Source organism: Pseudomonas sp. TZ252 (assembly GCF_056110345.1).
Window position 1 is genome coordinate 6,118,681 of record NZ_CM148566.1, and the last position, 25,341, is coordinate 6,144,021.

Below are 25,341 nucleotides of genomic sequence, written 5' to 3' on the forward strand. Positions count from 1 at the left end.
CTCCCTTCACACGCGCTCGATGATGGTGGCGATGCCCATGCCGCCGCCTACGCAGAGGGTGGCCAGGCCGTAGCGCAGGTTGCGCCGCTCCAGTTCGTCGAGCAGCGTGCCGAGGATGATGCAGCCGGTGGCGCCGAGCGGGTGGCCCATGGCGATGGCGCCGCCGTTGACGTTGACCTTGCTTTCCGCCACGCCCATGTCCTTCATGAACTTCATCACCACCGAAGCGAACGCCTCGTTGACTTCGAACAGGTCGATGTCTTCCACCTTCAGGCCGGCCTTGGCCAGGGCCTTGCGGGTCGCCGGCGCGGGGCCGGTAAGCATGATGGTGGGGTCGGTGGAGGTCACCGCGGTAGCGACGATCCGCGCCCGCGCCTTCAGGCCCAGTTCGCGGCCCTTGGCCTCGGAGCCGATGAGCATGGCGCTGGCGCCGTCGACGATCCCCGAGCTGTTGCCCGGCGTATGCACGTGCTCGATGCGCTCGACCTGGCTGTACTTGCGCAGCGCGGTGGCGTCGAAGCCCATCTGCCCCATCATCTCGAAACTCGGTTTGAGCGCGGCGAGCCCTTCCAGGGTGGAGTCGGCGCGAATGAACTCATCGTGGTCGAGCAGGACGATGCCATTCTGGTCGGCGACCGGCACCAGCGACTTGCCGAACAGCCCTTCGGCGCGGGCCTTGGCGGCCTTCTGCTGGGAGCGCAGGGCGAAGGCATCGACATCGGCGCGACTGAAGCCTTCCAGGGTGGCGATCAGGTCGGCGCCGATCCCTTGCGGGACGAAGCTGGTGTGCAGGTTGGTTTCCGGATCCAGTGCCCAGGCGCCGCCGTCGGAGCCCATCGGCACGCGTGACATGGACTCGACGCCACCGACCAGGACCAGGTCCTCGAAGCCGGAGCGTACCTTCATCGCCCCCAGGTTCACCGCCTCCAGGCCGGAGGCGCAGAAACGGTTGATCTGCACGCCGGCAACCTGTTCGTCCCAGTCGGCCACCAGCGCCGCGGTCTTGGCGATATCGGCGCCCTGGTCGCCCACCGGCGTCACGCAGCCGAGCACGATATCGTCGACCTGGGCGGTATCCAGGTCGTTGCGCCGCTGGACCGCGCGCAACAGCCCGGCCATCAGGTTCACCGGCTTGACGCTGTGCAGCGCGCCATCCTTCTTGCCCTTGCCGCGGGGAGTACGCACGGCGTCGTAAATGAATGCGTCGGTCATGGCGGTCTCTCTTATCCTGTTCTCGTCCGGCCGAGCGGGCCTCCGCCTACCTTAAACAGGCTCGCCGGCGGGACAATGACCGAACCGCTCAGGCTGATTGACCGCCCAGCTCAGCCTGCAACGCCGGGAAGATAGCACCGTGCCATCTTTCGACCGGAAACCCGGACACCGGACGAACGGTCGAGACGCACGCCAGAGCCGTCACCACGCTGTCATATAGAGGGAATATGTCTAGACCGCAGCAGCTTGTATCCAAGTGGTCTAAGCCCGCGCAGGCCGGGGCTTAGACTGATTCATGCAAGCGTTCGAAAGGGAGGTCGACGCCGGGGATGCCGGGCCGACCGAAGAGTACGCCACTGCGTGGCAAGCCGTTCCGCCGGGCCGTAGCGCGGAGCAGGCAGCCACCCGACAACAAGAAAGGCAGACAGGCCATGTTGAACGAGCAGCCAAAAAGATGGCGGCAAGCGAGCCTCATCGTCTTCGCCACCACAGTCATCCTGATCCTTCCCAACCTTAACAGTCTGATCCGCTAGGGCAGCTGCTGCCTGCACGCTGCGCACCGCCTCGCGGTCAGCGCAGCGCAGGCAGCCACCAGGTCAGCAGCAGCGGAATGAAGGCGAACGACAGCAGGGTCGAACACAGCACCAGGCTGGCGACCTGATCCGGCGAACGATTGCCGCGCAAGGCGTAGAGATAGTTGAACACCGCCACCGGCATCGACGACTGCACCACCAGCACCCCCTGCGCCAGCGGCGGCAATTGCAACGCCAGCGCCACCGACCAGCCCACCAGCGCCCCCAGCAGAAGACGCAGGCCGCCATAGAAGAAGCCATTGCCCAGTTGCCGCGGGCGGATGCTGGCCAGGGACACGCCGAGGGTGATCAGCATCAGCGGAATGGTCAGCCCGGCCATCAGGTCGACGGTATTCGCCATCCAGCGTGGCAGTTGCAGGTCGAGCCCCATCAACAACAAGGCCAGCAGCACGCTGAGCAGGATCGGATTGCCCAGCAGCGAGCGCCAGGAGCGCTCGCCGCTCATCCAGAACACGCCGAGGCTGAAGTTGCCGATCGACATGATCAGGTAGAACGCCACCGCCAGGGTCATCCCCGCCTCGCCGAACGCATACAGGCACACCGGCAGGCCCATGTTGCCGACATTCGGGAAGCTGTAGGCCGGCACCAGCACCTGCCACTCCTGGCGCCCGAGGCGCGCCGCCGCCCAGCCCAGCGCAGCCATGCAGACGCAGATCAGCGCGCTGGCCAGGGCCATCCGGCCGAAACTGTGCAGGTCCACCCGGGTATGCGCCAGGGTGGCGAGGATCAGGCATGGCGAACCGATGTTGAACACGATGCGCGAAACGAACTCGGTCGGATAGGCGTGTCCGAGACGGACCCAGACGTAACCGACACCGGCGCCGAACAGCACGGGCGCCATCACGGCGAACAACTCGGCGAGCACGGGAACCCCTTGGTTAGCCAGCTATGCAATGGCCCGCATGCTACCGCGAGGCCCCCGTTCCGTGCCAATCTCTCGCTCCATGCCATAACCGGCGGATGCACGAGGAACCCGCATGCCTGTCACTCTCCCGCGCCTGGCGTTGCTAGGTGCCCTGCTCTTCCCTGTGGCTGCCGCCTGGGCCGCCGAGCTCCGCCTGGAACTGCCGGGGGGCACGCAGACCTGGAGCAGCGAAGAACTGCTCAGGCATCCGCAGGCCCGCGACCTGGACATCCCGGCCGACGTCGCCTACCGCCGGAACATGCGCTACCGCGCCGTGCCACTGGCGGCCTTGTTGAAAGGCGTGCATCCCGAAGACCATTTGCAGGCCGTGGCCAGCGACGGCTTCGCCGCCGAGTTGCCGGCCGCCCCGCTGCTCGCCGAACAGGGCTCGCAAGCCTGGCTGGCGATAGAGGATCCGCAGCGCCCCTGGCCGCCGCTGGGCGCGGGCAAGCCGTCCGCCGGGCCGTTCTATCTGGTCTGGAGCAAACCCGAGGAAAAACGCATCGGTCCGGAGCAATGGCCCTTCCAGGTCGTCCGCATCCGCTACCAGTCCCCTCTGGCCGAACGCTTCCCGGCCCTGCTGCCGGCCGCTGACGCCAGCGCGGAGGTGCGCGCCGGCTTCGCCGTGTTCCAGAAGAACTGCCTGGCCTGCCACCGTCTCAACGGTGCCGGCGACGCCCAGTTCGGCCCGGACCTGAACCTGCCGTACAACCCCACCGAGTACTTCCAGCCGCAATTCCTCGCCCGCTACATCCGCGACCCGCAGGCGCTGCGGCAATGGCCGCAGGCGAAGATGCCGGCGTTCCCGGAACGGGTGATCGACGACCAGGAGTTGCGCCAGTTGATCGGCTACCTGCGCCACATGGCCGGCCGCAAGGCGGGCGCGGCCGGCTGAAGCGGCGTCAGATGTTGTACGCCGAGGGCGGCGACGGCAGGCGCTCCAGCAAGTCGTGCAGGCCGGCGCTCCACTGGCGGCGGATGGCGCTGAAATAGGCGTCGTCCTCGGTGACCCGGTAGCCCTCCGGCAGGATCAGGCTGTCGCGGTGGTAGACCAGCAGGTCCAGCGGCATGCCCACCGAGAGGTTGCTGCGGATGGTCGAGTCGAACGACACCAGCGCGCAGCGCAGGGCCTGCTCCAGCGGCGTGTCGAAAGTCAGATTGCGGTCGAGGATCGGCTTGCCGTACTTGCTTTCGCCCAGTTGCAGGAAAGGCGTGTCCGGCGTGGCCTGGATGAAGTTGCCCTGGGGGTAGATGCTGTACAGCGCCGGCGGTCCGCCGGCGATCTGCCCGCCGACCAGGAAGGAACAGCTCAGGTCGGTATTGCCGGCCAGATTGCCGCCGTCGCGGGCCATCACCTCGCGGGTGGTCTCGGCGATCAGCGCCGTGGCGTCGTAGACCGAGGGCACGTTGAGCAGGCTGGCGCCGTCCCGGCGGATGCGCTGCTGCAGCAGGTTGATCACCGATTGCGAGGTCGCCAGGTTGCCGGCCGTCTGCACCACCAGCAGGCGCTCGCCGGGCGTGCCGAAGGTGAACAGCTTGCGGAAGGTGGCGATATGGTCGATCCCGGCGTTGGTCCGCGAATCGGAGGCGAACACCAAGCCGTCGGCCAGGTGCATCGCGACACAGTAGGTCATCTCGAATCTTCCTTATTCCGTCCGTCCCCGCCCCTCAAGCGTAAAGGCAATCGCCGATAACGCCAGGCGCGCAATGGATCGTCACTGTTGCTGCACCTGCAGCAGCGGCGCGCTGACCAGCACCCGCGCATGCATCTGCTCGCAACCGCCGCCACGGCGCAAGCCGCGCACCGGGCAGGCATCCAGGTAGTCGAGGCCGACGGCCAGCTTGAGATGGCGCTCCGGACGGCCGAGCCGGTTGGTCACGTCGAAGCTGTACCAGCCGTCGCCGAGCCAGGCCTCGGCCCAGGCATGGCTGGCCAGGTGCGTGTCGTCCTCGGTGTAGAGGTAGCCGGAGACATAGCGCCCCGGCACACCCTGGCTGCGGATGCAGGCGAGGAAGGCATGGGCATGGTCCTGGCAGACCCCGGCGCGTGCGCCGAAGGCCTCGATGGCGGTGCTGTCGACGCGGGTCGCCCCCGGCTGGTAGAGGATATGCTCGTGCAGCGCATGCATCAGGTCGAGCAGGCCGCCGCGATCCTTGCGGCCGCCCATGGCGCGTTCGGCGAAGGCGCGCATCTCGGCATCGGCGCCGGTCAGGCGGGTGCTGCGCAGGAACGGCAACGGCGACTGGCGATCGTGCTCCACCTCGCGCTCCTCGTCGATCTCGACCAGGCCGTGGGCGGCGATCAGGACCGACTCATGCGGTTCGTCCAGGGTCAGGACGTGCAGGATGTTGCCGTACGGATCGCGCAGCGGCCGCGCCGGGCGCGGCAGGTCCAGGCGCCAATCGACCACGTGCTGGCGCTCGCTGTCCTGCGGGGTCAGGCGCAGGTACTGGATGCTGGCGCGCACCCGGTCTTCGTAGCGATAGGTGGTGTCGTGGGTGATCGAGAGTCTCATGCGGCCTCCAGGTAGGAGCTGTGAATGGCGTTGGCCAACTGGCGAACCAGCAGGATGTAGTCGGTGATCCAGGTATGCAGGCCCTGCTCCAGCACCTCGTCGATGCCGGTGTAGCGCACCCGCGCCTCCAGCTCGGCGGCCAGGCGCTGCGCCGGCCGGCCGTTGACACCGGGCAGGCCGGAAAGGATCTCGCTCAGTTCCTCGATGCAGGACAGCAGCGAACGCGGCACGTCCTCGCGCAACAGCAGCAATTCGGCGATGTTGCGCGCGTTGGGCGAGGCGCGGTACAGCTCGGTGTAGCCCTCGAAGGCGGATAGCGCCCGCAGCAGCGCGCTCCACTGGTAGTAGCCGCGCGCGGTGCCCTCGTCCGCCCCGGCGAGCGCCGCTTCGCCCTGGGTCTGGTAGCGCGCATCGAGCAGGCGCAAGGTATTGTCGGCGCGTTCGATGAAGGTTCCGAGACGGATGAAGCGGAACGCATCGTTGCGCATGCTGGTGGCGAAGGTCGCGCCGCGGAACAGGTGCGAGCGGTCCTTCACCCATTCGCAGAAACGACTGATGCCATAGCGCAGGATGCCCTCGGCGGCGATGCCGCGCATTTCCAGCCAGGTGGCGTTGATGTTCTCCCACATGTCCAGGGTGATCCGCCCGCGTACCGCATGGGCACTGGCGCGCGCTGCAGCCAGGCAGCTGTAGATGCTCGCCGGGTTGTCCGGGTCGAGGGCGAAGAAACTCAGCAGGCGCTCGGCGGCCAGTTCGCCGTGGCGCTCCAGGTAGGCGTCGAGGGTGCCGGTGATCAGCAGCGGCATGGCCAGTTCGTCCAGGCCGCCGCCGTTGCGGTCCTGCGGCAACAGCGACAGCGAGTAGCTGACGTCGAGCATGCGGGCGAGGTTCTCCGCGCGTTCCAGGTAGCGCGACATCCAGTACAGGTCGGAAGCGGTCCGGCTGAGCATGCTTATTCCTCCACCACCCAGGTGTCCTTGGTGCCGCCGCCCTGGGACGAGTTGACCACCAGCGAGCCTTCGCGCAACGCCACCCGGGTCAGCCCGCCAGGCACCAGGCGAACCCGATCCGGCGCCGACAGGACGAACGGCCGCAGGTCGATATGGCGTGGCGCGACGCCGCTCTCGACGAAGGTCGGACAGGTCGACAGGGACAGCGTCGGTTGCGCGATATAGGCCTCCGGGCGAGCCTTCAGGCGCTCGCGGAACAGCTCGATTTCCTCCCGGCTGGCCGCCGGTCCGACCAGCATGCCGTAGCCGCCGGAACCCTGGGTCTCCTTCACCACCAGCTCCGGCAGGTGCGCCAGGACGTGCGCCAGTTCCTTCGGCTTGCGACATTGCCAGGTCGGCACGTTGTGCAGTAGCGGGTCTTCGCCGAGGTAGAAGCGGATCATGTCCGGCACGTAGGGGTAGATCGACTTGTCGTCGGCCACCCCGGTACCGATCGCGTTGGCCAGCACCAGGTTGCCGGCCCGGTAGGCGGCCAGCAGGCCGGGCACGCCGAGCAGCGAATCCGGGTTGAACGCCAGCGGGTCGAGGAAGGCGTCGTCGATCCTTCGGTAGATCACGTCCACCGGTTGCGGTCCGGCCGTCGTGCGCATGTAGACCCGCTCGTCGCGGACGAACAGATCGGCGCCTTCGACCAGTTCCACGCCCATCTCGCGGGCGAGGAAGGCGTGTTCGAAGTAGGCGCTGTTGAAACGTCCCGGCGTCAATACCACCACGCTCGGCGATTCGACGTCACTGGCCCGCTTTAGGGTGTCGAGCAGCAGGTCCGGGTAGTGGTCGATCGGCGCCACGCGCTGGCGGACGAACAGCTCGGGGAACAGGCGCATCATCATCTTGCGGTTTTCCAGCATGTAGGAAACACCGCTGGGCGTGCGCAGGTTGTCCTCCAGCACGTAATAGTTGCCGCTGCCGTCGCGGACCAGGTCGACCCCGGCAATGTGCGCGTAGACGTTGCCCGGCAGGTCCAGTCCCTGCATCGCCAGTTGGTACTGGTCGTTGGCCAGGACCTGCTCGGCAGGAATCACCCCGGCCTTGAGGATGCGCTGTTCGTGGTAGAGGTCGGCGAGGAACAGGTTCAGCGCCTGGACGCGCTGGATGCAGCCGGCCTCGATGTGCGCCCACTCCGCCGCGGGAATGCTGCGCGGGATGGTGTCGAAGGGGATCAGGCGCTCGGTGCCCTGCTCGTCGCCGTACAGGGTGAAGGTGATGCCGGCGCGGTGGAACAGCAGGTCGGCTTCACGCCGGCGTTGCAGCAGTTGCTCTTCAGGGGTGTCGGCCAGCCAGCGAGCGAATTCCCGATAATGCGAGCGGCATTCGCCGCCAGCATCGTGCATCTCGTCGTAAAACATGCGTGCCATGCCGGACTCCTTGTCGTCACGAACGATGGGGAACTCGCAAAGCCCGTGCCAGCGCGCGGATCACGGCTCGTCGGCGATTCGCAGGGTCGGCGCGGCGGGTTCGCCCCAGTCTGGTGCATCCTGCCCACAGGGAGAGGAAGGGCGCCCCGTTCGACGGCATGCGCGCCCCGCGGCCACGGACCGGCATCGACCTGCCGATCGCGAAGCGACCTGTGGGACCGATAAGTCTAGAACAGACCCGGAAGGGAGACGGCTTATCCCCTCCCTTCCATGCAGACAGCCGTCTCGCTCGAACGAGCGATAAAGCGGACCGGCGGTAGTGCCAGGGGGGCGCCCGCGGCCGGGAAGGTCAATCGATCAGCGACAGCCAATGACGGTAGAAACCCTCGGCCACCCGATTCAGCCCGGCAATCCTGGCAGGCAACCCGGCCAGCATGTCCTCGGCGGATTGCTGGCTGGGCTGGGAGGGATCGAGCAGGTGCGGCCAGCCGGCGATCCAGCGCCGCACCAGTTCCTCGGTCATTTCCGGATGGCCTTGCAGGCCGAGTACGTGACCACCCCAGGAAAACCCCTGGTTCTCGCACCAGGGGCTGGACAGCAGGCGCTCGGCGCCCTGCGGCAGGTCGAAGGCATCGCCGTGCCACTGGAAGATCGAGAAGCGCTCCGGCAGCCCGGCCAGCCATGGACTGTCGCGGCTTTCCCGCTGCATGGGCTGCCAGCCCATTTCGGTGTAGGGCTGTTGCCGCACCGTCGCGCCCAGGGCGCGGGCCAGCAACTGGCCGCCGAGGCAATGGCCGATCAGCGGGATGCGCCGCTCGATGAAGCGACGCAGCAGCGCCAGTTCGTCGCGCAACCAGGGCAGGTCGTCGTTGACGCTCATCGGCCCACCCATGATCGCCACCGCTCGCGGGCGTTCGGCGTCGAGACCGGCGAGTTCGCCGAGATCGGCGCGGATCACGCGGAAGTCCAGGCCGCGCTCCGCCAGCACGGCACCCAGATGGCCTGGCGGACAGAACTCGGCATGGGTCAGGATCAGAATATCGCTCATGGCTTACCTCCTTCCCCAGTCTGAAGGAAAGCCTTCGAGGAAGGAAAGCCCGACGCAGGAGCCCCGGCCCGGGATCGCGGCCGGGGTCCCGCCGCCGTCACGGACGCAGCGAAGTGACCTCCTGGGTCACGCCCCACCCGTCCAGCACGCCGCCCAGCGGCACCACGACTTCCTCCAGGTCGTGTTCGAAGGCACCGATGGCGGCATGGGTGGCGTACATCACCTTGCTGACCTGCAGGTTCCAGGAGCCATCGTCGCGAGCGACGACCTGGGCCCTGAGCGACTCGCCGCGAAACTGGCCCGCGGCCTGGCGGGCCTCCCGCTCACTGGGAAAGATGGCGAAGAAGTCGATGGGATGGATGCGCGCGAAGTCGAAGCCGCCTTCTTTCATGCGACGCAGGACATTCACGCTGACATCATCCGAGAAGGGCTTTTCCATGAGACGCACCTCCTGTCGAGACATTCAGAAAGTTCACCGATTCCCCATTCAGCTGAAGCCATCGTCGGCGATCATGAGAGTTTTTTGATCAAGCCAGAGGAAGATCGGACGACCATGGCTTCTTTCAGGGTAGCGTCAACCTGCCAGCGCTGCCGAGCTTTCCGCCGCCTGCCCCGGCGGGCGGCGACCGGCGGCAGACAAAGCGCTGTACAAAAGGCCCGGCCGTTGAGCAAGATTCCGCCTGCGCCGGCGACCGTTGGTCCTGCCCGATGGCATTGGCGAAAGCGACTCGTGCAATAATATCAGGTTGATATCAACCACTTCTCTCCCGCTATCCCGTTCGGACGCTTTCATGCTTATCAGCAGCTACAACCAGGTTCTTGTCGCCTTTTCCCTGATTGTGGCCATCCTGGCGTCCTACACCGCTCTCGACATGGCCGGCCGGGTGACCCTGGCGAAAGGCCGCGAGGCGCTCTCCTGGCTGATCGGCGGCGCTTTCGCCATGGGCTTCGGCATCTGGTCGATGCATTTCGTCGGAATGCTCGCCTTCAGCCTGCCGATCCCGCTCGGCTACGACCTGGGCCTGACCCTGCTGTCGCTGCTGCTGGCCGTCGGCAGTTCGGCCTTCGCCCTCTGGCTGGTGTGCCAGGCGGAACTCCCCTGGCAACGCCTGGCACTGGGCGCCCTGCTGATGGGCAGCGGCATCGCCGCCATGCACTACACCGGGATGGCCGCCCTGCTGATGATGCCGGGGATCGTCTACGACCCGCTGTGGCTCGGCCTCTCCATCCTGATCGCGGTGATCGCCTCCGGCGCCGCGCTGTGGATCGCCTTCCGCCTGCGCCATGGCAGCCGGCGCATCGTCCTGGTCCGCGCCGGCGCCGCCCTGGTGATGGGCTGCGCCATCGTCGGCATGCACTACACCGGGATGGCCGCCGCGCAGTTCCCCCTGGGCAGCTTCTGCGGCGCCGCCGGCCGAGGCATCGACAACGGCTGGCTGGCGGTGCTGGTCATCGTGATCACCCTGGCGGTGATCGCCATCGCCCTGATCGTCTCGGTGCTGGACTCGCGCCTCGAGGCACGTACCTCGGTGCTCGCCACCTCCCTCGCACGAGCCAACCGCGAGCTGATCCAGTTGGCCCTGCACGACAACCTGACCAAGCTGCCCAACCGCATGCTCCTCGACGACCGCCTGGAGCAGGCGATCCAGCAGGCGATCCGCGACGATCGCCGGTTCGCCGTGCTGTTCATGGACCTGGACGGCTTCAAGGCGGTCAACGATGCCTACGGCCATCACCTCGGCGACCTGTTGCTGATCGAAGTCGCCGAGCGTATCCGCGCCAACGTCCGCGCCCAGGACACCATCGCCCGCCTCGGCGGCGACGAGTTCGTCCTGCTGATCGAGGCCCGAGAGCCCGCCGACGCCGCGACCCTGGCCGAGAAGCTGGTGAAGCGGATCAGCCAGCCGTACCAGATATCCCGCCACGAGGTGCGGATCTCGGCGAGCATCGGCATCGCGCTCTACCCCGGCGACGGGCAGACCCGCCACGAACTGATGATCAATGCCGACGCGGCGATGTATCACGCCAAGGACCAGGGACGGAACGGCTACTGCTTCTTCGAGAGTTCGATGAACGCCAACGCCCAGGAACAGTTGCAACTACTGCATGACCTGCGCCAGGCCCTGGAGCGCCGGCAACTGGTCTTGCACTACCAGCCCAAGGTACTGGCGCCGAACGGACCGATGATCGGCGTGGAAGCGCTGCTGCGCTGGGAGCATCCGCAACACGGGCTGATCACCCCCGGCCAGTTCCTGCCGCTGGCGGAAAAGACCGGCCTGATCGTGCAGATCGGCGAGTGGGTGCTCGACGAAGCCTGTCGGCAGATGCGCCTCTGGCTGGACGGCGGACATGCGGACTGGAACATCGCGGTGAACCTTTCGGCCCTGCAGTTCGCCCATGCCGGCCTGGTCGACTCGGTACGCAACGCACTCCTGCGCCACAGCCTGGAGCCCAGCCACCTGATCCTCGAGGTGACCGAATCGACCGCCATGCGCGATGCCGATGCCAGCCTGGTGATCCTCGAGCAGTTGTCGGCGATGGGCGTCGGCATCTCCATCGACGACTTCGGCACCGGCTACTCCAGCCTGCTGTATCTCAAACGCCTGCCGGCGAGCGAACTGAAGATCGACCGTGGCTTCATCAACGAGCTGGCCCACGACAGCGACGACGCCGCGATCGTCTCGGCGATCGTCGCCCTCGGCCGCACGCTGAACCTGAAGATCGTCGCCGAGGGCGTGGAAACCGAGGCCCAGCAGGAGTTCCTGACCCGCCTCGGCTGCAATTCGCTGCAAGGCTTCCTGCTCGGCAGGCCGATGCCGGCCGAGCAGTTGCTCCCCAGCGTCGCCTGAGCGCCGCCAGCGGCGCGCCACGGGACCTGTCAGAACCGGCAGATTCGCCCATCGCCGTCTCGTTGACTTCCGCCCGCGCTGCGAACACCTTATGTCGCGCCCGCCGGGCGGCATGCCGCGACATGTCACGCCGCCACGACGAGCGTCTATCCAATAACGAGAAAACATGCATGAACAGGCTGTGTGTACTGGGGCTTCTCATCGGGCTGAGCGGGAGCCCGGCACTGGCGGCTGGCCAGGGCGAATCCGGCAATCCACCGGCTACCGACAAGGAGCGTTTCATCGCCAGCCTGATGGCTCGCATGAGCAACGCGGAAAAGATCGGCCAGCTACGCCTGGTCAGCGTCGGCGCCGACCATCCCAAGGAAGCGCTGATGGCGGACATCCGCGCCGGCAAGGTCGGCGCCATCTTCAATACCGTGACCCGCCCGGACATTCGCGCCATGCAGGACCAGGTCCGCCATAGCCGCCTGAAGATCCCGCTGTTCCATGCCTACGACGTGGCCCACGGGCACCGCACCATCTTTCCCATCAGCCTCGGCCTGGCCGCCAGCTGGGACCCCGAGGTGGTCGCCCGCAGCGCGCGGATCTCCGCCCTGGAAGCCAGCGCCGACGGGCTCGACATGAGCTTCTCGCCGATGGTCGACATCACCCGCGACGCGCGCTGGGGGCGGGTCTCGGAAGGCTTCGGCGAAGACACCTACCTGACCTCGCTGCTGTCCGGCGTGATGGTCCGTGCCTACCAGGGCTCCAACCTGGCCGCCCCGGACAGCATCATGGCGGCGGTCAAGCACTTCGCCCTGTACGGCGCGGCCGAAGGCGGCCGCGACTACAACACCGTGGACATGAGCCTGCCGCGCATGTTCCAGGACTACCTGCCGCCCTACAAGGCCGCGGTGGACGCCGGCGCCGGCGCGGTGATGGTCTCGCTGAACACCATCAACGGCGTGCCCGCCACCGCCAACCGCTGGCTGCTGACCGACCTGTTGCGCCAGCAGTGGGGCTTCAAGGGGCTGACCATCAGTGACCACGGCGCGGTGAAGGAACTGATCAAGCACGGCCTCGCCGGCAACGAGCGGGACGCCACGCGCCTGGCGATCCAGGCCGGTGTCGACATGAACATGAACGACGATCTCTACTCGACCTGGCTACCGAAGCTGCTGGCGGCCGGCGAGATCGACCAGGCCGACATCGATCGCGCCTGCCGCGACGTGCTGGCGGCGAAGTACGACCTCGGCCTGTTCGCCGATCCCTACCGGCGCCTGGGCAAGCCGGACGACCCGCCGTTCGACACCAACGCCGAGAGCCGCCTGCACCGCCAGGCCGCCCGCGAGGTGGCTCGCGAAGGACTGGTCCTGCTGAAGAACCGCGACGGTCTGCTGCCGCTGAAGAAACAGGGGCGGATCGCCGTGATCGGCCCCCTGGCCAAGAGCCAGCGCGACGTCATCGGCAGTTGGTCGGCAGCCGGCGTGCCACGCCAGGCGGTAACCGTCTACCAGGGCCTGGCCAATGCCGTCGGCGAGCGTGCCACCCTGCTCTACGCCAAGGGTGCCAACGTCAGTGGCGACCAGGCGATCCTCGACTACCTGAACAGCTACAACCCGGAAGTCGAGGTCGATCCGCGCTCCGCCGAGGCGATGCTCGAGGAGGCCTTGCGCACCGCGCGCGACGCCGACCTGGTGGTCGCCGTGGTCGGCGAATCGCAGGGCATGGCCCACGAGGCCTCCAGTCGCACCGACCTGCGCATCCCGGCCAGCCAGCGGCGGCTGCTGAAGGCACTGAAGGCCACCGGCAAGCCGCTGGTGCTGGTGCTGATGAACGGCCGACCGCTGTCGCTGGGCTGGGAGCAGGAAAACGCCGACGCGATCCTGGAAACCTGGTTCAGTGGCACCGAAGGCGGCAACGCCATCGCCGACGTGCTGTTCGGCGAGCACAACCCCAGCGGCAAGCTGACCATGTCCTTCCCCCGCTCGGTGGGCCAGGTACCGGTCTACTACAACCACCTGAACACCGGCCGGCCGATGGACCACGACAACCCCGGCAAATACACCTCGCGCTATTTCGACGAAGCCAACGGCCCGCTCTACCCGTTCGGCTACGGCCTCAGCTACACCGAGTTCAGTCTCTCGCCCCTGCGCCTGTCCAGCGAACGGCTGGCCCGCGGCGCTACCCTGGAAGCGCGGGTCACGCTCAGCAACAGCGGCAAGCGCGCCGGCGCCACGGTGGTCCAGCTTTATCTGCAGGACCCGGTCGCCAGCCTCAGCCGTCCGGTGAAGGAACTGCGCGGGTTCCGCAAGGTGATGCTGGAGCCCGGCGAATCGCGGGAGATCGTCTTCCGCCTCGGCGAGGCAGACCTGAAGTTCTACGACAGCCAGCTCAGGCACACGGCCGAGCCGGGCGAGTTCAAGGTCTTCGTCGGCCTGGATTCGGCGCAAACCGAAAGCCGCAGCTTCACCCTGCTCTGAAGGCGCCGACCGCACCGCCAGCGTCGCCGCCGCGGGCGAACGGCAGCGTCTCAGCCCTCGGCCCGGAGCCAACGCCCGGGCCGGGGGCGGCGCCTGGTTCCCTCAACCGGCGTCCCCTTCCTCCTCGCCGCTCCGCGCCACGCTCTCCGTCAATGCGGCCTGCAACGCCGCCAACTGGCTGTCGAGCGAAGCGTCGATGATCCCGATCTCGGTTTCCAGGATGCAACCACCCTGGTCCAGCCGGGCATCGCCGACCACTTCCAGGTAGCCCACCTCGGGGAAATCCTTGAGCACCCGGGCGACCTGCTCGCGCACCGCGACCAGTTGTTCCGGCTGGACGTGCAGGATCACCTGCTTCTGGTTGCTCACCAATGCCAGTGCCTCGCGCGTGGCCGCCAGGGTCAGCTCGACAGCGTCGTAGTGGCGCAACACCTTGCGCACCGCCTGCAGCACCACCTCGCCAAGCTGGCGATCAACCTGCCGGTAGTAGCGATTGCAGCGCAGTAGCGTTTCCTGGATCAGCCCGGCCTGGCGCAGACGCGCCTCCTCCAATCCGGCCTCCCAGCCCAGGCGCTTCTGCTCCTGGTAAACCTCGTGGGCCTCGCGCTCGATTTCGGCGGCACGCTCGCGTGCCGCTTCCACCAGGCGGTTGGCGCTGAGGTAGTCCTGGTAGTCGCGGGCGCGCAACAGGGCCTGCCCGGGGGCCAGCCGTACGCGACTGGCGTCTAGTTCAACAAATGGAAGCATTCATCGCTCGCTTGTCGGGCGACCTTCAGGCACAGGGTCCGCGCCAGGGATCGCCGTTGTTCGTCGAAGGTCCAGTCCGCCGGGGCCGGCATGGCCTCCAGACGCAGGCGCAGGCGCCGCGAGAAACCGCAGTCGGCATCGCTACAGGCGGCCAGCCAGAAAGCCAGGCCGCAGCGCCGGAAATAGCCGTCTTCCGGGTTTTCCGGCAAGGCCCGCTGCCAGCCGGGCGGCCAGCGACCGATGAGCAGGTCGAGCTGTTCCAGGCAGAAACGCTGGCCCTGTTCGCCGATCTGCGCGCGGATGCGCCGTACCCGCGCACCGTCCAGCACCTGCCGCAAGGCCTGGCCGTGCAGCAGCGCACCGAGCCAGCCCAGGGTCCGTTCCAGCGCCGCCTGCGGGTAAAGGGCCAGCCCGCCCAGTTGCGCGGGCATGCGGAACGCGCAGTCCAGTTCCAGTTGCTCCAGCAGCCAGGCGTTGAGAACGCTCTGTCGCCGCCAGTCCGGCAGCGCCGGCAGCAACCGCAGCAATACCGCGGGCAGGTGCGACTCGTGGATGTAGCGGGCCGGGCAGAAGCGCAACTGGTAGGCCGTCAATGGCATCGCGCCGCTCAGCCCCGTTGCCGGTGCCAGAAGAACTGCGCCAGGTTGCTCGCCAGCAGCAACGCCAGCAGCAGGCCGAACAGACCGAGCAGGCGTCCGCGCGAGTGCTCCGCCACCTGGATCGAGAAGACACTCTCGAAGCGTGGCGCCAGCGGGACCTGGCGGACCCCGGCCGACGGCACCAGCACCACGCTGATGCGGTCGTAGCTGAGGCCTTCGATGCCGTTGTTCACCAGTTGCTTGATCTGCGGCACGTAGGCATCCAGTTGCACGTCGGCGGCGTGCTTGATGAACACCGAGGCCGATGCCGGCGAGGACTTCCTGCCCAGTCCGTCGCGCTCCTCGGGCAGCACCACATGGACCCGCGCCACCAGCACGCCATCGATCTCGGAAAGGGTATGGGAAATCTCCTGGGCCTTGGCGTAGTTGAGCCGCGCGCGCTCTTCGATGGGCGAGGAAATCAGCCCGTCCTTGGGAAACACATCCTTCAGCGTGGAGAAGTTCTCCCGCGGATAGCCCTTGCGCTTGAGCACCTCCACCGCCTCGGCGATATCCGATTCCTCCACCAGCAGGCGCACGGTGCCATCCTTGTCCGCCTGCTTGTCCGCGGAAACGCCCTCCGAACGCAACAGCGCCAGCATCTCGTTGCCTTCCTTCTGGCTGATCCCGGTATAGAGTTCGACCTTGCACCCGCCCAACGCCAGGACCAGCGCCAGGAGCGCCATGCGCGACAGATCTTTCACCGTTCGCCTCATTGGGTCTTCATCAGGGTTTCGACGTTCTGGCTCATGCGCCCGACGGTCTTGGCGATCAGCTCTTCCTGCATGGTGATGCGCATCAGCGACCACTGCATCTGCATCAGGCTGTTGGGATCGTCGCCGGGCGTCGACAGCTCCACCTGCAACTCCTGCTTGGCCTGGCTGAAACGCTCCCTGATCTGCCCCAGTTCGCTGAGCAGGTCGCCGCCCAGGCTGCCGGCACCGCCCATCGCCCGTTCGAACTCGGCGACGTGGGCCGCGCCGGCCGGGCCGCCGGAGAGTTCTTCGAGACTGGTGATCTGCGCCTGGGCGCCCATCCGAGAGATATCCATCATGACTCCAGGTCGAGTTTGTGGCTGTTGCGCACGAGGTTGTCGAGCATGCCGTTGAGCGGGATCAGCACCTGCAATTCGCGACGCGCCAGTTGCGCCAGGTATTCGCCGCCCGGCGCATGCTCGACTGCACCGAGCAACTGGAGGAGAAAGGTTTGCTGCTGGCGCCCCAGCGGCAGTTCCGCACGGAGCATCGCCTTCAGCTCCAGGCGGTCCGCCTCCAACCCTTGCAGCGGCTGGGCAAAGCGCTGCAGCAGGCGCTCGCTGAGAGCGCCGTTCTCCAACCCGGCCAGGCGGCGTCCGGCCGCCGGCGGCTCGCCGCCGAGGGCCTGCTCGAAAGCCAGCACCTGATCGACAGCCGGCAGGTTCGCCGCCTTTGGACTGGCCGACGGATAGACGGCGAATCCCGGCGGCGTGTCGATGCGGCTCATGTCCGCACCTGGGCGCGCATGCCGGCGGCGAAGTCGGCCAGGGCAGGATCGCTGCTGCCGCCCAGCCCGGCCAGCCTGCGGTCCAGCGCGGCGCCCAGCCCCAGGTGCCACTCGCACAAGGCGAACCAGGGCTCCAGCGCCGGCCAGGGATTGCCATGGGCGAAGGCCAGGGCTTCCTGATAGCGCCCCTGGTTGGCCAGGCTGGAAATCCGGATCAGCCGCGCCGCTTCGTCCTGTCCGAGGCGCTCCAGCCACTCGGCGATGCACAGCGCCTCTTCGTGGCAGTGCTGCCCGCTGCCGGCCAGCGCCAGTTCCGCCAATTCGCGTATCAGTGAAGTGTCCATGTTCAGATCTTCTGCAGGATGCCTTGCATCAGGTCGCGCAGCGCACGGGTCACCGTCGAGTTGATGTTGTAGATGACCGACCACTTGTTGATCTTGTGTTGCAGCTCGGCCAGCAGCGCCGGGTTGTCGGCATTGTCGGTCCCCTGCAAGGCCTTGATCGCGTCGTTGACGTCCTTGTTCGCTGCGTTGGCCTGCTCCTTCAGGGCATTGGCCACGGTATCGAGGGTATTCCCCGGGTTGGGGTTGAATATCTGCGCCATGCTTAGTCCTCTGTGAGCTGCGAAAGAATGCCGAGACCGCCTTCGAGGGCCCGGGCCTGCTGTTGCAGGAACTGGAAGTGCTCCGGGCAGGCGCCTCTGGCCAGTTCCCGGCGACACTCCGCCAGCGCCGCCTGCAGACGCTGCCGGAGCGCTGCGGCATGCGTGCCGTCAGCGACCGACAGTCGCGTTTCCAAGGCTGTCATCATGGAGCACCTCCCCTTTGAGATTGATGATGAAACGCTGCTTGCCGCGGGCCACCAGGATCGACTCCGGCTCGATGGCGAGGATTCGCACACCGCGGGATGTCGAGGCGCCCACCGGGTATTTCTGGCCGTCGCCGAGCACTACATAGGGCACCCGCCCCAGCGACACCGAGCGAATCGTGAACTCCAGTTCGTCGCCGCTGGCGCGCTTGCCGCGACTGAGCAGCACCAGGCTCGGGCGGTTGCCGAATTCCTGCTGGAACTCGCGCTGCAGGCGGTAGAAGGCGCTGAGCTGGACCTCGTCGAGCGTGCCGCTCAACTCGATGCGCTCGCCGCGCTCGCGGAAACTCAGTTGCCGGTCGAGGCCGGCGTCCGCCAGCAGGCGCTCGAGGCGGCGCAGGTGCGAGCCGGCCACCCGGACCTGGTTTTCCACCCCGAGCAGGCCCGGCACCTCGGACTCCAGCAATGCGTCGATCCGCGCCCAGCGTTCGTCCTGTTCCGCCAGTTCGCCGTTGAGCCGGACCCAGCCAGGCTTGTCCGCGTTGCTGCTGAGGATCTGCCGATAGCCGAATTTCTGCAGGATGAAATCCACGCCCTGGCGAATGTCTTCCATGCTCCGTGCTTCCAGTCGGTAGTCCACGCCGCTGCCATCGAGGTAGCGCTGTAGCGCCAGGCGCCGGGCGTTGTCCTCCAGGTAGCCGCCGAGCAGGAGACTGTCGCCCTGGCGCTGCACATCCACCTCGCTCATGCCCTGCTCGCGCAGGTAGGCGCGCACCTTCGCCAGGGGCTCCTCGCCGGCCATGCCGTGCTGGCGGGCCGACCAGGGTTCGACGAGCATGCCCAGCAGACACAGCGCCAGCGCCAGGCTGACGCCGAGCAGCCAGGCCCCGCCGGCACGGGCGGACGACTTGCGGCGCACTGGCGCGGTCTGCACCTCGGCTTCGGGGAAACGCTCGGGAAAACTCCGCTGCGGGTCGCAGAATGCCCAGCGCAGCGGGCCGCAGGTCTGCCCGGCAAGCGCCTGCAGGATCGCTCCGGCGACTTGCGCCTGGCCGTCCTGGCGAGGCTCGCAGCCCTCCGCCCACTCCAGCAGGCGCACGCCCTGGGCATCGACCTCGAGCACCAGGTGGACTGCCGCGATGCCCTCGTCGAGCAACACCAGGTCGGCCTGCAACGGATCGCTGCCAAGCGCCACCCGGCCCTCTCCGAGCGAGACTTCGGCGCCCTGGTTCAGCCCGCTGTAGAAGCGGATCTTCCAGGCCATGCTAATTCCCGCGCTCCGCGCCGACGCACCAGGCGCCGTCTTTGGGACAGGCGCCGTCGGTCACCCGCCAGCCCTCCTGCGCACCCATCCGGCAGGGCGTGAGGAACGAACCCTGGCCGGCCTGGCGCAAGCGCTCCTGTTCGGCCCTGGCCGGCGCCAGCGCCTGGCAGCGGGCGCTACCGAGCAGCTTGCGCAACGACAGGCTCTGGTTCGACAACTCGTCGATTTCAAGCAGGCCGCCGCGCAGGTCGCGACGGTTGTTCAGCGCCAGGTAATGGCCGACGCCATCGTCGATCAGCCGCGGCTCGATGAGGAACAGCCGCACCGAGCGGCGCACGGTGTCCGCGGTAGTGCGGAACAGCGCGCCGAGATAGGGAATGTCGCCGAGCCAGGGTACCTTGCGCTGGCTCTGGCTCAGTTCGTCGCGGTAGATGCCGCCGATCAGCAGGCTCTGGCCATGGCCCACGCGGGCGATGGTATCGATCACCGTGCGGTTGATCGTGGGGATCTTGTCCAGGCCGGCGCTATTGGGTTTCTGGCTGCCGTCCTCGATGTGCAGGCTGAGGCTGATCTCCGGCGTATCGCCGAGAGTCACCACTCGCGGCGTCATTTTCAGCATGGTGCCGTAGGTGATCGCCTTCAGCTCGGCCACCCGCTCGCCCGTGACCCGCACATAGTAGGTTTCGCTCTGGTCGAGCACCGCCTGGGTATTCTCCTGGGTCAGCAGGGTCGGCCGGGATCCGATCTGCGCCTGTCCCTGGCTCTGCAACAGGGTGACCTTGGCCAGCAGGAAATCCAGCCCGCGACTGTCCACCAGGCTGCCGACCGCCCCGTTACCGGCGCCGCCGCCCTCCTCGCTATCCTGGCCGGTGGTGCGGATCTGGATCGACTTGTTGTTGCCCAGGCGAATCCCGGCGCTCCAGTCGACGCCCAGCTGGGCGAGGTTCTCGGCATTGATGTCGATGATCGACAAGCCGACCTCGATCCGCGCCGAGGGCCGGTCGAGGGCTTCGATCAGGCGGCGATACATGGGCAACCGGTCCTTGTGGTCGCGCACCACCACCGCGTTCAGCGACGGTTCCGCCTGGACCACCGCATGGCTCGATTGCGGTCCCGGGCGCAGCTTGCCCGGCTCGTCGCCCACCGCAACCACGTTGGCATCGCTGAGCACCCGCGAGAGGATGCTGGCGATGCCCGGCGCCTCGATCTCGTCGTCGCGGTACTCGATCTTGCGGTCCTCGGCGACCGCATAGCGCAGCGGGAAGATCTCCACGCTGAGGTCGCCGGTCTTTTCGCTGCGCAGGGTGTATTGCTGCTCCAGCACCTGGGCGGTCTGCTCGACCAGTTCGAGATAGCGCCCCGGACCGGACACGTGCACCAGCCGCCCGGAAGGGTCGGCACGCCAGCCGAAGCGCGGCTCCCAGATGCCGGCGGCGGTCAGCGCGCGCTTCAGCTCGGCCTCGCCGACCTGCTCCAGCCTCACCAGCCGCGATTGCATCTCGGTGGTCTTGAATACGTACAGCACGGTGCCGTCGTAGTACCAGCCGAGGTTGTAGAGGGAGGCCATCAACTGCAGGAAGGCCTGCGGGCTTTCCAGGTCGAAGCGACCGCTGACCTGGTCGTTGACCTTGTCGCTGACGATCACCGAGGCATCGTAGTTGGCGCCGAAGTTGGCCAGCACGTCGCGCAGGCTTTCGCCCTGCGCCACATAGTCGTAAGGCAGGCTGGGCCAGTCCAGCGGCTGCGCGCGCAAGACCGCGCCAGGCAGCAGCGCCAGCAGTCCGCCGATCAGCAGGCGGCGCATCAGGGACGCCACACCGGAGCCTGCGGCGGCAACCCGCGGGGCAGCGGTTCCAGCTCCGGCGCCAGCGCCTCGAGCAGCCCCACCTGGGCGGCCAGGGCCCGTTCGAGTCGCTCGGGATCGAGGCCGTCGAGGCCCAGCCGCGCCTGCAACAGCAGGCGCCCGTCCGCGTCCAGGACGATGGCCTGGGGATAGCGCCGGCTCCAACTGGCGACCCGCGACAACAGCGCCCGCAGCAACCCCAGCTGGTCGCGCTGCGGATCCAGGGGGGCGTGCTCCAGCGGGCTTTCCAGCAGCAGGTCGTCGCCCTGGCGCAGCAACAGGACGCTCTGTCCGTCGATGCGCAGGTGGTACGAACCCGTCCGATCGGCAACAAAGGGCCCTTGGCCCAGGCGAGTGGCCAATCCGCTCAACAGATGATCCATGATTCCTCGGTAGGGCCGGCTTTCGCCGGCCGCTCAGCTCTGCCAGTAGAAGTGATCCTGTGCCTGGCACAGGTTGCGTTCGTGCAGCCAGGCCTGGACGGCGTCCGCCGCGCCGACGTCGTCGTCCAGCCGGCAGAGAGGTTGCCAGAGGCATTCGAGGACCTCGGGGATCGGCTCGAAGCCGGCCAGCCCGCCGCTGGCGAGCAGCGTCGCCATGCCCCGCTGCCAGTTCGGCCAGGCGCTCTTCGCCAGTGCCGAAGCCGTCTCCAGCTTGCCGGCCAGTTCGGCCACCTGTTCCTGGGTGCGCGCCTGGCACTTGGCGACCCTGGCCAGTTCCTCGCGGGCCTGCTCCGGCTCCAGCTCGGCCACGCGGGACCAGAATTCGGACTTGACTCGCAGTTGCCGGGACTGGGTCTCCAGCTCCACCAGCGACAGGCGCCAGCCGGGGATCGCCTGGTCGAGCAGGCTTTCCCACCAGCCATAGACCGGCAGCAGGACCCAATCGATCATCGACTGCGGCACGGCGAGGTTGACCCGGTCGCCCAGTTCGGCGCACCAGCCGTCGTCGTCCTGCGCCGCGCAGAGGAGAATCTGCCGCACCTCTTCGCGCCCCAGCGCCAGGCCGCGCGCCAGGCGCTGCTGCAACCACTCGCAGCGGAACAGTTGCTCCAGCCGCAGGCGCGGCAGCATCCGCTGCAGCAACGCCAGTTGCCGCGCACTGATGATTCCGGACTCACGATACAAACTGCTCGATGCGTAACCCGGCACCCGACCCCGCGAGCGGGCGTCCGAGCCCACCACGGATACCCGCCTGCCAGCGAACACCGCTTCTCGGGAGTACTGCTTATCGTCTTCCTGCTCCATTCTCTGCCTTGGCTTCCTCACTACATTGCGCGCTCGTCAGAGCCTGCAATTTGGGCCGATTCTACTCATGCAGCCGCTACCGGGCTTTCAAAAAACGTCAGTTATTTTTAGCCCGGCATTCGTCCTTCCCCTGCCGCGAGCGGCTCGGTGTGCAGCCGAAACGGCGGCGATAGCTCTGGGTGAAATAGGACTGGCTGGAAAAGCCCGCCTCCATGGCGATGTCGACGATGCTCATGTCGCTGTTGAGCAGCAACTGATGGGCATAGAGGATTCTCCGCTCGCTGATCCAGGCGCGCGGCGAAACCCCGTAGACACTGCCGAACAGCTCCTTGAAGGTGGTCAGCCCCATGCCGAACTCGCGGGAGAAGTCGGACAGCTTCCACTCGTTGAGGTAGTGCTTCTCCATGAATAGCTGCAGACGCTCGACATGCCGGTTGCTCAGTTGCCGCAGGACCGACATCAGCAGCGGCCCCTGCGGACTGAACGCGAAGAGCATCAGCAACTCCTCGATCTTCAGGCAGGCGAGCATCGGCGGATGCTCATGCACAAGCAATTCCTTCAACCCCTTGACGCAACCGGCCAGCAGAGGCGTGGCAGCGAACGCGATGATGCCCGGCACGGGCTCGTCGCAACGCTCGACTTCACTCAACAGCGCGCCGAAGCGCTGGACGAAGCCTTGTAGAAACTGGGCAGATAATGGAATCCAGAGTATTCGGCTGTCCTTTCCCTTGGTACTTACGACATAGCTTCCGCGGCGGACGAAAAGCAACTCGCCAGGCGCCAGGCAAAAAGTGGAATCGATGTCCTGGACGGTCAGTTCGCCCTCGAGCAGAACATATACGCCCTCTTCCTTGTTTACCCTGTATTCGAAAGTTGGAATGTTCCAATGACAAGACGTTATCTGCTTTCGGCCAAGAGATTTGGCTCCTTGCATATTATAAGAACCCCAACACTTCCCGTCGTACCTTGAATGCCCCGCCTAGCGGAGAGGCATGAATACGCTCCGTTTTATTGATTTTCAAAGCCATGAGCACGGAGTCGATTTTATAATAATCAGGATTATCCGACGTGCGCTGATTCGCAGAGCGAGTCGGCTTCCGCCAATTAATCCAGACTTCTTTAGAAGCGGAACAAAAGTACCAGTTTTATTATTCGAGGCCTTCCCTGAAAACGAACGAGACTTGCACTTCTTTAATCTCCATACGCACTTTCCGAAACAGCAGGCAATGTATCAATCGTTGCCAGATCTTTCTTCCGGGCGAGCGGCCGTACAATTCGGAAAACAGTCGCGCCGAACCAGCCGGACCCGCTCATCGACGCCCGCCGCCACCTGTTGCCAGGCACTCGCCTGGACCGCCGCGACGCCCACCCAGGAAAGCTCGGTACGCAGGTACAATGCCTCGCCCTCCAACCTGTCGACCTCCAGATCGAAGGCATAGCGCAACGGCAACCCGGACACCCGGTAGCGCCGCTCGGCAATCGTTTGCATCCTTCCCTGAACGACGGCATACAGGCGCAGCCTGAGTTGCGCCTGGCGCGCCTGCAGGGAAACGCCGCCCACCGAACCACCCACCGTCACCTTCGGCGACATCGGCGCGGGCTGGCTGACGCAACCGCCGAGCAGCAACGCCAGCGGCAACAGCATCCAGCACCTCACCTGCGCCGGACCGTGCGCGCCTCCAGCGGCGTGCCGTCGCCGTCGGCGAGGCGCTGCAAGGCCTGCTCGCTGCGCGGATCGCCAGCCAGGTTGCGCGCCAGCCAGCGCGCCAGCCCGGCCACGCTGGAACGGTCCTCGCCGCGAACGGCCGCGCGGGTCACCGAACGCCCCTCGAAATGCCCCACCGCCTCGGCTCCAGCGTCTTGGGACGGCTGCACCGGCGAAATCGATTCGATTTTCATGGGGCCGCTCAAACCCTCATGCCGACCGCAGCGACCGCCTCGCGATCACTGTCGCACGGCAGCAGGCGCTGCCAGAACTCGGCGTGATCGAGCAGGTTGGCCAAGGTCGCCTCGAAGCATTCGAGGGTCAGTTGCGCTGCGAGAATCTGCGCATACAACTGGACCTTGCCGGTCAGCTCGTCGAAGCCGAAATGCAGATCGAAACGGTGCCAATGGCGGTTGAAGCTGGCGAGCTGGCGAAAGATCCCCTCGCCCAGCACATCGATGCCCGCCACATCGGCCTCCAGCAACAGACGCTCGCGCTCGGCGAGCAGCAACAGGGTGACGCCCACCTGTTCGTCGAACAGGAGGCTCGCCATGCCCTCCTCGTCAAGGGACAGGGAAGGCAAACCGATACGGCCTGCGAACTCGGCAAGCAGTCGGTTGACCTTGCTCGTTAAATCCATGGGGGCGCCTCCTAAAGCTCAGCGCATGCTAGCACCGGGCTATGCATCGCTTTTGTCACTGAGAGACTTTTCTTTTAAGAAAAAAGCCACATCGCTGTGGCCTTTTCCTCCCGCGCGGAGACGGCTCAGACCACTCCGGCCGCCGCACGCCAGGCCTGGTTATGGCTCTGGGTGTACTGCTGGATGAGCTGCAGGACGTCCTTCATGAAGCCGGCATCGAAGCTCATCTGGTCCTCGACCTTCTGCTTCTGGCTCTGCCCGATGGTGGCGTTGACCTCTCCTTCCCGGGCGCTCGCCTGCGATTCGCCCTGGCGCACCTGGACCGAGGCGTTGGCCATCTGGACGAAGGACTGGATCACCGTGTTGGCCACCTGCAGGGCGCCGTTGCGGCTCTCGAAGGCACGGCCCGCCGCACGCAACGCCACACTGTCCTGCACCTGGTCCGCCGCCCAGACCTTGCCGACGATCTTGCGATCCTCGTCGGAGGTCTTGCCAAGCGCCTGCATCTTCGCGTCGATCAGTTCGTTGCGCCCATCGATGTTCTTCTGCAGGGTCTTCTCCTGACTGATGGCCTTGCCGTTCTTCAACGCGCCGAGGCTGCCGACCACCGCCGAGGCCAATGCGCCGACGCCAGCGATCACCGCCATGGCGATCATCAGCGTGGCGCCGCTGCGCATCTCGTCCACCTGCGCCTTCTGCGCGTGGATGATCGACTGGTTCTCGTTGTCGCGCTGGAGCACGCCCAGCTCGCGCGCTTTCTGCGCGATGCGGAAGAGAATCAGCAGAAGCTCGACGCTGCTGTCCAGCTCGCTGCCGGCCGCTTCCATGCGCACCGGGTCGAGCACCTGGCGCGGAGCGTTCAGTTCGACCCGGTCGGCCCGCGCGGCCGGCACCTGCGGCAGGTCCGCAGCCGCTTGCGGCGTGCCGACGGAACGCCCGGCGGCGCCGGGAGCGATCGGCTCGGAGGGGATCGCGGCCTGGGTAGCCGCCAGGGAATATTGCGTGTCGATCATGTG

General features: G+C 66.7%; 28 protein-coding genes. 3 read left to right on the top strand and 25 right to left on the bottom strand.

Going from position 1 to position 25,341, the window contains the following annotated elements:
- Positions 1-6: 6 nt before the first annotated feature.
- Positions 7-1,212 carry an acetyl-CoA C-acetyltransferase gene (locus tag ACYAF3_RS28185; protein ID WP_003087747.1) on the bottom strand — a complete coding sequence of 402 codons (1,206 nt, stop codon included), beginning with the start codon at positions 1,210-1,212 and terminating at the stop codon, positions 7-9.
- 570 nt (positions 1,213-1,782) lie between these two features.
- Positions 1,783-2,670, bottom strand: coding sequence for an AEC family transporter (locus ACYAF3_RS28190; protein WP_003087746.1), 888 nt, complete (start codon positions 2,668-2,670; stop codon positions 1,783-1,785).
- Between the two features lie 112 nt (positions 2,671-2,782).
- On the opposite strand from ACYAF3_RS28190, the gene ACYAF3_RS28195 reads away from it, so the two are divergent.
- Positions 2,783-3,604 (top strand): cytochrome c, encoded by an 822-nt coding sequence (locus tag ACYAF3_RS28195; protein WP_003100707.1) that lies wholly within the window; start codon positions 2,783-2,785, stop codon positions 3,602-3,604.
- Between the two features lie 7 nt (positions 3,605-3,611).
- Here the strand turns inward: ACYAF3_RS28195 and ACYAF3_RS28200 are convergent, their stop codons facing one another.
- The 6 genes from ACYAF3_RS28200 to ACYAF3_RS28225 form a co-directional block, all read right to left on the bottom strand.
- Positions 3,612-4,343 (bottom strand): proteasome-type protease, encoded by a 732-nt coding sequence (locus tag ACYAF3_RS28200; protein WP_003100716.1) that lies wholly within the window; start codon positions 4,341-4,343, stop codon positions 3,612-3,614.
- Positions 4,344-4,424: 81 nt separating this feature from the next.
- The gene (locus tag ACYAF3_RS28205) at positions 4,425-5,225 is read right to left on the bottom strand and encodes a transglutaminase family protein (protein WP_003087743.1); all 801 of its coding nucleotides are present in this window, start codon (positions 5,223-5,225) and stop codon (positions 4,425-4,427) included.
- On the bottom strand, positions 5,222-6,175 hold the full coding sequence (locus ACYAF3_RS28210; RefSeq protein ID WP_003087742.1) for an alpha-E domain-containing protein: 954 nt from the start codon (positions 6,173-6,175) through the stop codon (positions 5,222-5,224). Before ACYAF3_RS28210 ends, ACYAF3_RS28205 begins: the two co-directional genes overlap by 4 nt.
- A 2-nt stretch (positions 6,176-6,177) precedes the next feature.
- A complete protein-coding gene (locus ACYAF3_RS28215; RefSeq protein WP_003087741.1) occupies positions 6,178-7,590 on the bottom strand; it encodes a circularly permuted type 2 ATP-grasp protein in 1,413 nt (470 codons plus the stop codon).
- A gap of 349 nt (positions 7,591-7,939) precedes the next feature.
- Entirely contained in the window at positions 7,940-8,638 is a 699-nt protein-coding gene (locus ACYAF3_RS28220) for a type 1 glutamine amidotransferase (protein ID WP_003100718.1), read from the bottom strand.
- A gap of 97 nt (positions 8,639-8,735) precedes the next feature.
- A complete protein-coding gene (locus tag ACYAF3_RS28225; RefSeq protein ID WP_003087738.1) occupies positions 8,736-9,077 on the bottom strand; it encodes a ribonuclease E inhibitor RraB in 342 nt (113 codons plus the stop codon).
- Between the two features lie 352 nt (positions 9,078-9,429).
- Between ACYAF3_RS28225 and ACYAF3_RS28230 the strand changes: the two genes are divergently transcribed.
- Both ACYAF3_RS28230 and bglX read left to right on the top strand, forming a co-directional pair.
- Positions 9,430-11,487, top strand: coding sequence for a putative bifunctional diguanylate cyclase/phosphodiesterase (locus ACYAF3_RS28230; protein WP_023114226.1), 2,058 nt, complete (start codon positions 9,430-9,432; stop codon positions 11,485-11,487).
- Between the two features lie 170 nt (positions 11,488-11,657).
- A complete protein-coding gene (bglX, locus tag ACYAF3_RS28235; RefSeq protein ID WP_003113557.1) occupies positions 11,658-13,952 on the top strand; it encodes a beta-glucosidase BglX in 2,295 nt (764 codons plus the stop codon).
- A 102-nt stretch (positions 13,953-14,054) separates the two neighbouring features.
- Here bglX and pscL read toward each other — a convergent pair whose 3' ends face one another.
- From pscL to popD, 17 genes are all read right to left on the bottom strand, one after another.
- Positions 14,055-14,699 carry a SctL family type III secretion system stator protein PscL gene (gene pscL, locus ACYAF3_RS28240; RefSeq protein ID WP_023084393.1) on the bottom strand — a complete coding sequence of 215 codons (645 nt, stop codon included), beginning with the start codon at positions 14,697-14,699 and terminating at the stop codon, positions 14,055-14,057.
- The gene (gene pscK, locus ACYAF3_RS28245; RefSeq protein ID WP_003087734.1) at positions 14,678-15,298 is read right to left on the bottom strand and encodes a SctK family type III secretion system sorting platform protein PscK; all 621 of its coding nucleotides are present in this window, start codon (positions 15,296-15,298) and stop codon (positions 14,678-14,680) included. The genes pscL and pscK overlap by 22 nt, the downstream gene beginning before the upstream one ends.
- Positions 15,299-15,306: 8 nt before the next feature.
- A complete protein-coding gene (pscJ, locus tag ACYAF3_RS28250) occupies positions 15,307-16,053 on the bottom strand; it encodes a SctJ family type III secretion inner membrane ring lipoprotein Psc (RefSeq protein ID WP_004342903.1) in 747 nt (248 codons plus the stop codon).
- Positions 16,050-16,388: a SctI family type III secretion system inner rod subunit PscI gene (pscI, locus tag ACYAF3_RS28255; protein ID WP_003120330.1), complete on the bottom strand. Its 339-nt coding sequence runs from the start codon at positions 16,386-16,388 to the stop codon at positions 16,050-16,052. The genes pscJ and pscI overlap by 4 nt, the downstream gene beginning before the upstream one ends.
- Positions 16,388-16,819 (bottom strand): YopR family T3SS polymerization control protein PscH, encoded by a 432-nt coding sequence (gene pscH, locus ACYAF3_RS28260; RefSeq protein ID WP_003122856.1) that lies wholly within the window; start codon positions 16,817-16,819, stop codon positions 16,388-16,390. Before pscH ends, pscI begins: the two co-directional genes overlap by 1 nt.
- Positions 16,816-17,163: a YscG family type III secretion system chaperone PscG gene (gene pscG / locus ACYAF3_RS28265; RefSeq protein WP_003100735.1), complete on the bottom strand. Its 348-nt coding sequence runs from the start codon at positions 17,161-17,163 to the stop codon at positions 16,816-16,818. Before pscG ends, pscH begins: the two co-directional genes overlap by 4 nt.
- 2 nt (positions 17,164-17,165) lie before the next feature.
- Positions 17,166-17,423, bottom strand: a complete 258-nt coding sequence (gene pscF, locus ACYAF3_RS28270; protein WP_003087729.1) for a type III secretion system needle filament protein PscF — start codon at positions 17,421-17,423, stop codon at positions 17,166-17,168.
- Between the two features lie 2 nt (positions 17,424-17,425).
- Positions 17,426-17,629, bottom strand: a complete 204-nt coding sequence (gene pscE, locus ACYAF3_RS28275) for a YscE family type III secretion system co-chaperone PscE (protein WP_003115377.1) — start codon at positions 17,627-17,629, stop codon at positions 17,426-17,428.
- The gene (gene pscD, locus ACYAF3_RS28280) at positions 17,592-18,890 is read right to left on the bottom strand and encodes a SctD family type III secretion system inner membrane ring subunit PscD (protein ID WP_003113552.1); all 1,299 of its coding nucleotides are present in this window, start codon (positions 18,888-18,890) and stop codon (positions 17,592-17,594) included. Before pscD ends, pscE begins: the two co-directional genes overlap by 38 nt.
- Before the next feature lies 1 nt (position 18,891).
- Positions 18,892-20,694: a SctC family type III secretion system outer membrane ring subunit PscC gene (pscC, locus tag ACYAF3_RS28285; protein ID WP_003109511.1), complete on the bottom strand. Its 1,803-nt coding sequence runs from the start codon at positions 20,692-20,694 to the stop codon at positions 18,892-18,894.
- The gene (gene pscB / locus ACYAF3_RS28290) at positions 20,694-21,116 is read right to left on the bottom strand and encodes a YscB family type III secretion system chaperone PscB (RefSeq protein WP_003100754.1); all 423 of its coding nucleotides are present in this window, start codon (positions 21,114-21,116) and stop codon (positions 20,694-20,696) included. Before pscB ends, pscC begins: the two co-directional genes overlap by 1 nt.
- A gap of 33 nt (positions 21,117-21,149) precedes the next feature.
- Positions 21,150-21,980, bottom strand: a complete 831-nt coding sequence (gene exsD, locus ACYAF3_RS28295; protein WP_003124833.1) for a T3SS regulon anti-activator ExsD — start codon at positions 21,978-21,980, stop codon at positions 21,150-21,152.
- Between the two features lie 97 nt (positions 21,981-22,077).
- A complete protein-coding gene (exsA, locus tag ACYAF3_RS28300) occupies positions 22,078-22,914 on the bottom strand; it encodes a T3SS regulon transcriptional activator ExsA (RefSeq protein ID WP_003120334.1) in 837 nt (278 codons plus the stop codon).
- A gap of 297 nt (positions 22,915-23,211) precedes the next feature.
- On the bottom strand, positions 23,212-23,625 hold the full coding sequence (exsB, locus tag ACYAF3_RS28305) for a YscW family type III secretion system pilotin ExsB (protein ID WP_003100765.1): 414 nt from the start codon (positions 23,623-23,625) through the stop codon (positions 23,212-23,214).
- A gap of 8 nt (positions 23,626-23,633) precedes the next feature.
- Positions 23,634-23,879: a T3SS regulon translocated regulator ExsE gene (exsE, locus tag ACYAF3_RS28310; RefSeq protein WP_033888249.1), complete on the bottom strand. Its 246-nt coding sequence runs from the start codon at positions 23,877-23,879 to the stop codon at positions 23,634-23,636.
- A gap of 8 nt (positions 23,880-23,887) precedes the next feature.
- Positions 23,888-24,325 carry a type III secretion system regulatory chaperone ExsC gene (gene exsC / locus ACYAF3_RS28315; protein WP_003100769.1) on the bottom strand — a complete coding sequence of 146 codons (438 nt, stop codon included), beginning with the start codon at positions 24,323-24,325 and terminating at the stop codon, positions 23,888-23,890.
- Between the two features lie 125 nt (positions 24,326-24,450).
- Positions 24,451-25,338, bottom strand: a complete 888-nt coding sequence (popD, locus tag ACYAF3_RS28320; RefSeq protein WP_003113550.1) for a type III secretion system translocon subunit PopD — start codon at positions 25,336-25,338, stop codon at positions 24,451-24,453.
- Positions 25,339-25,341 lie beyond the last annotated feature (3 nt).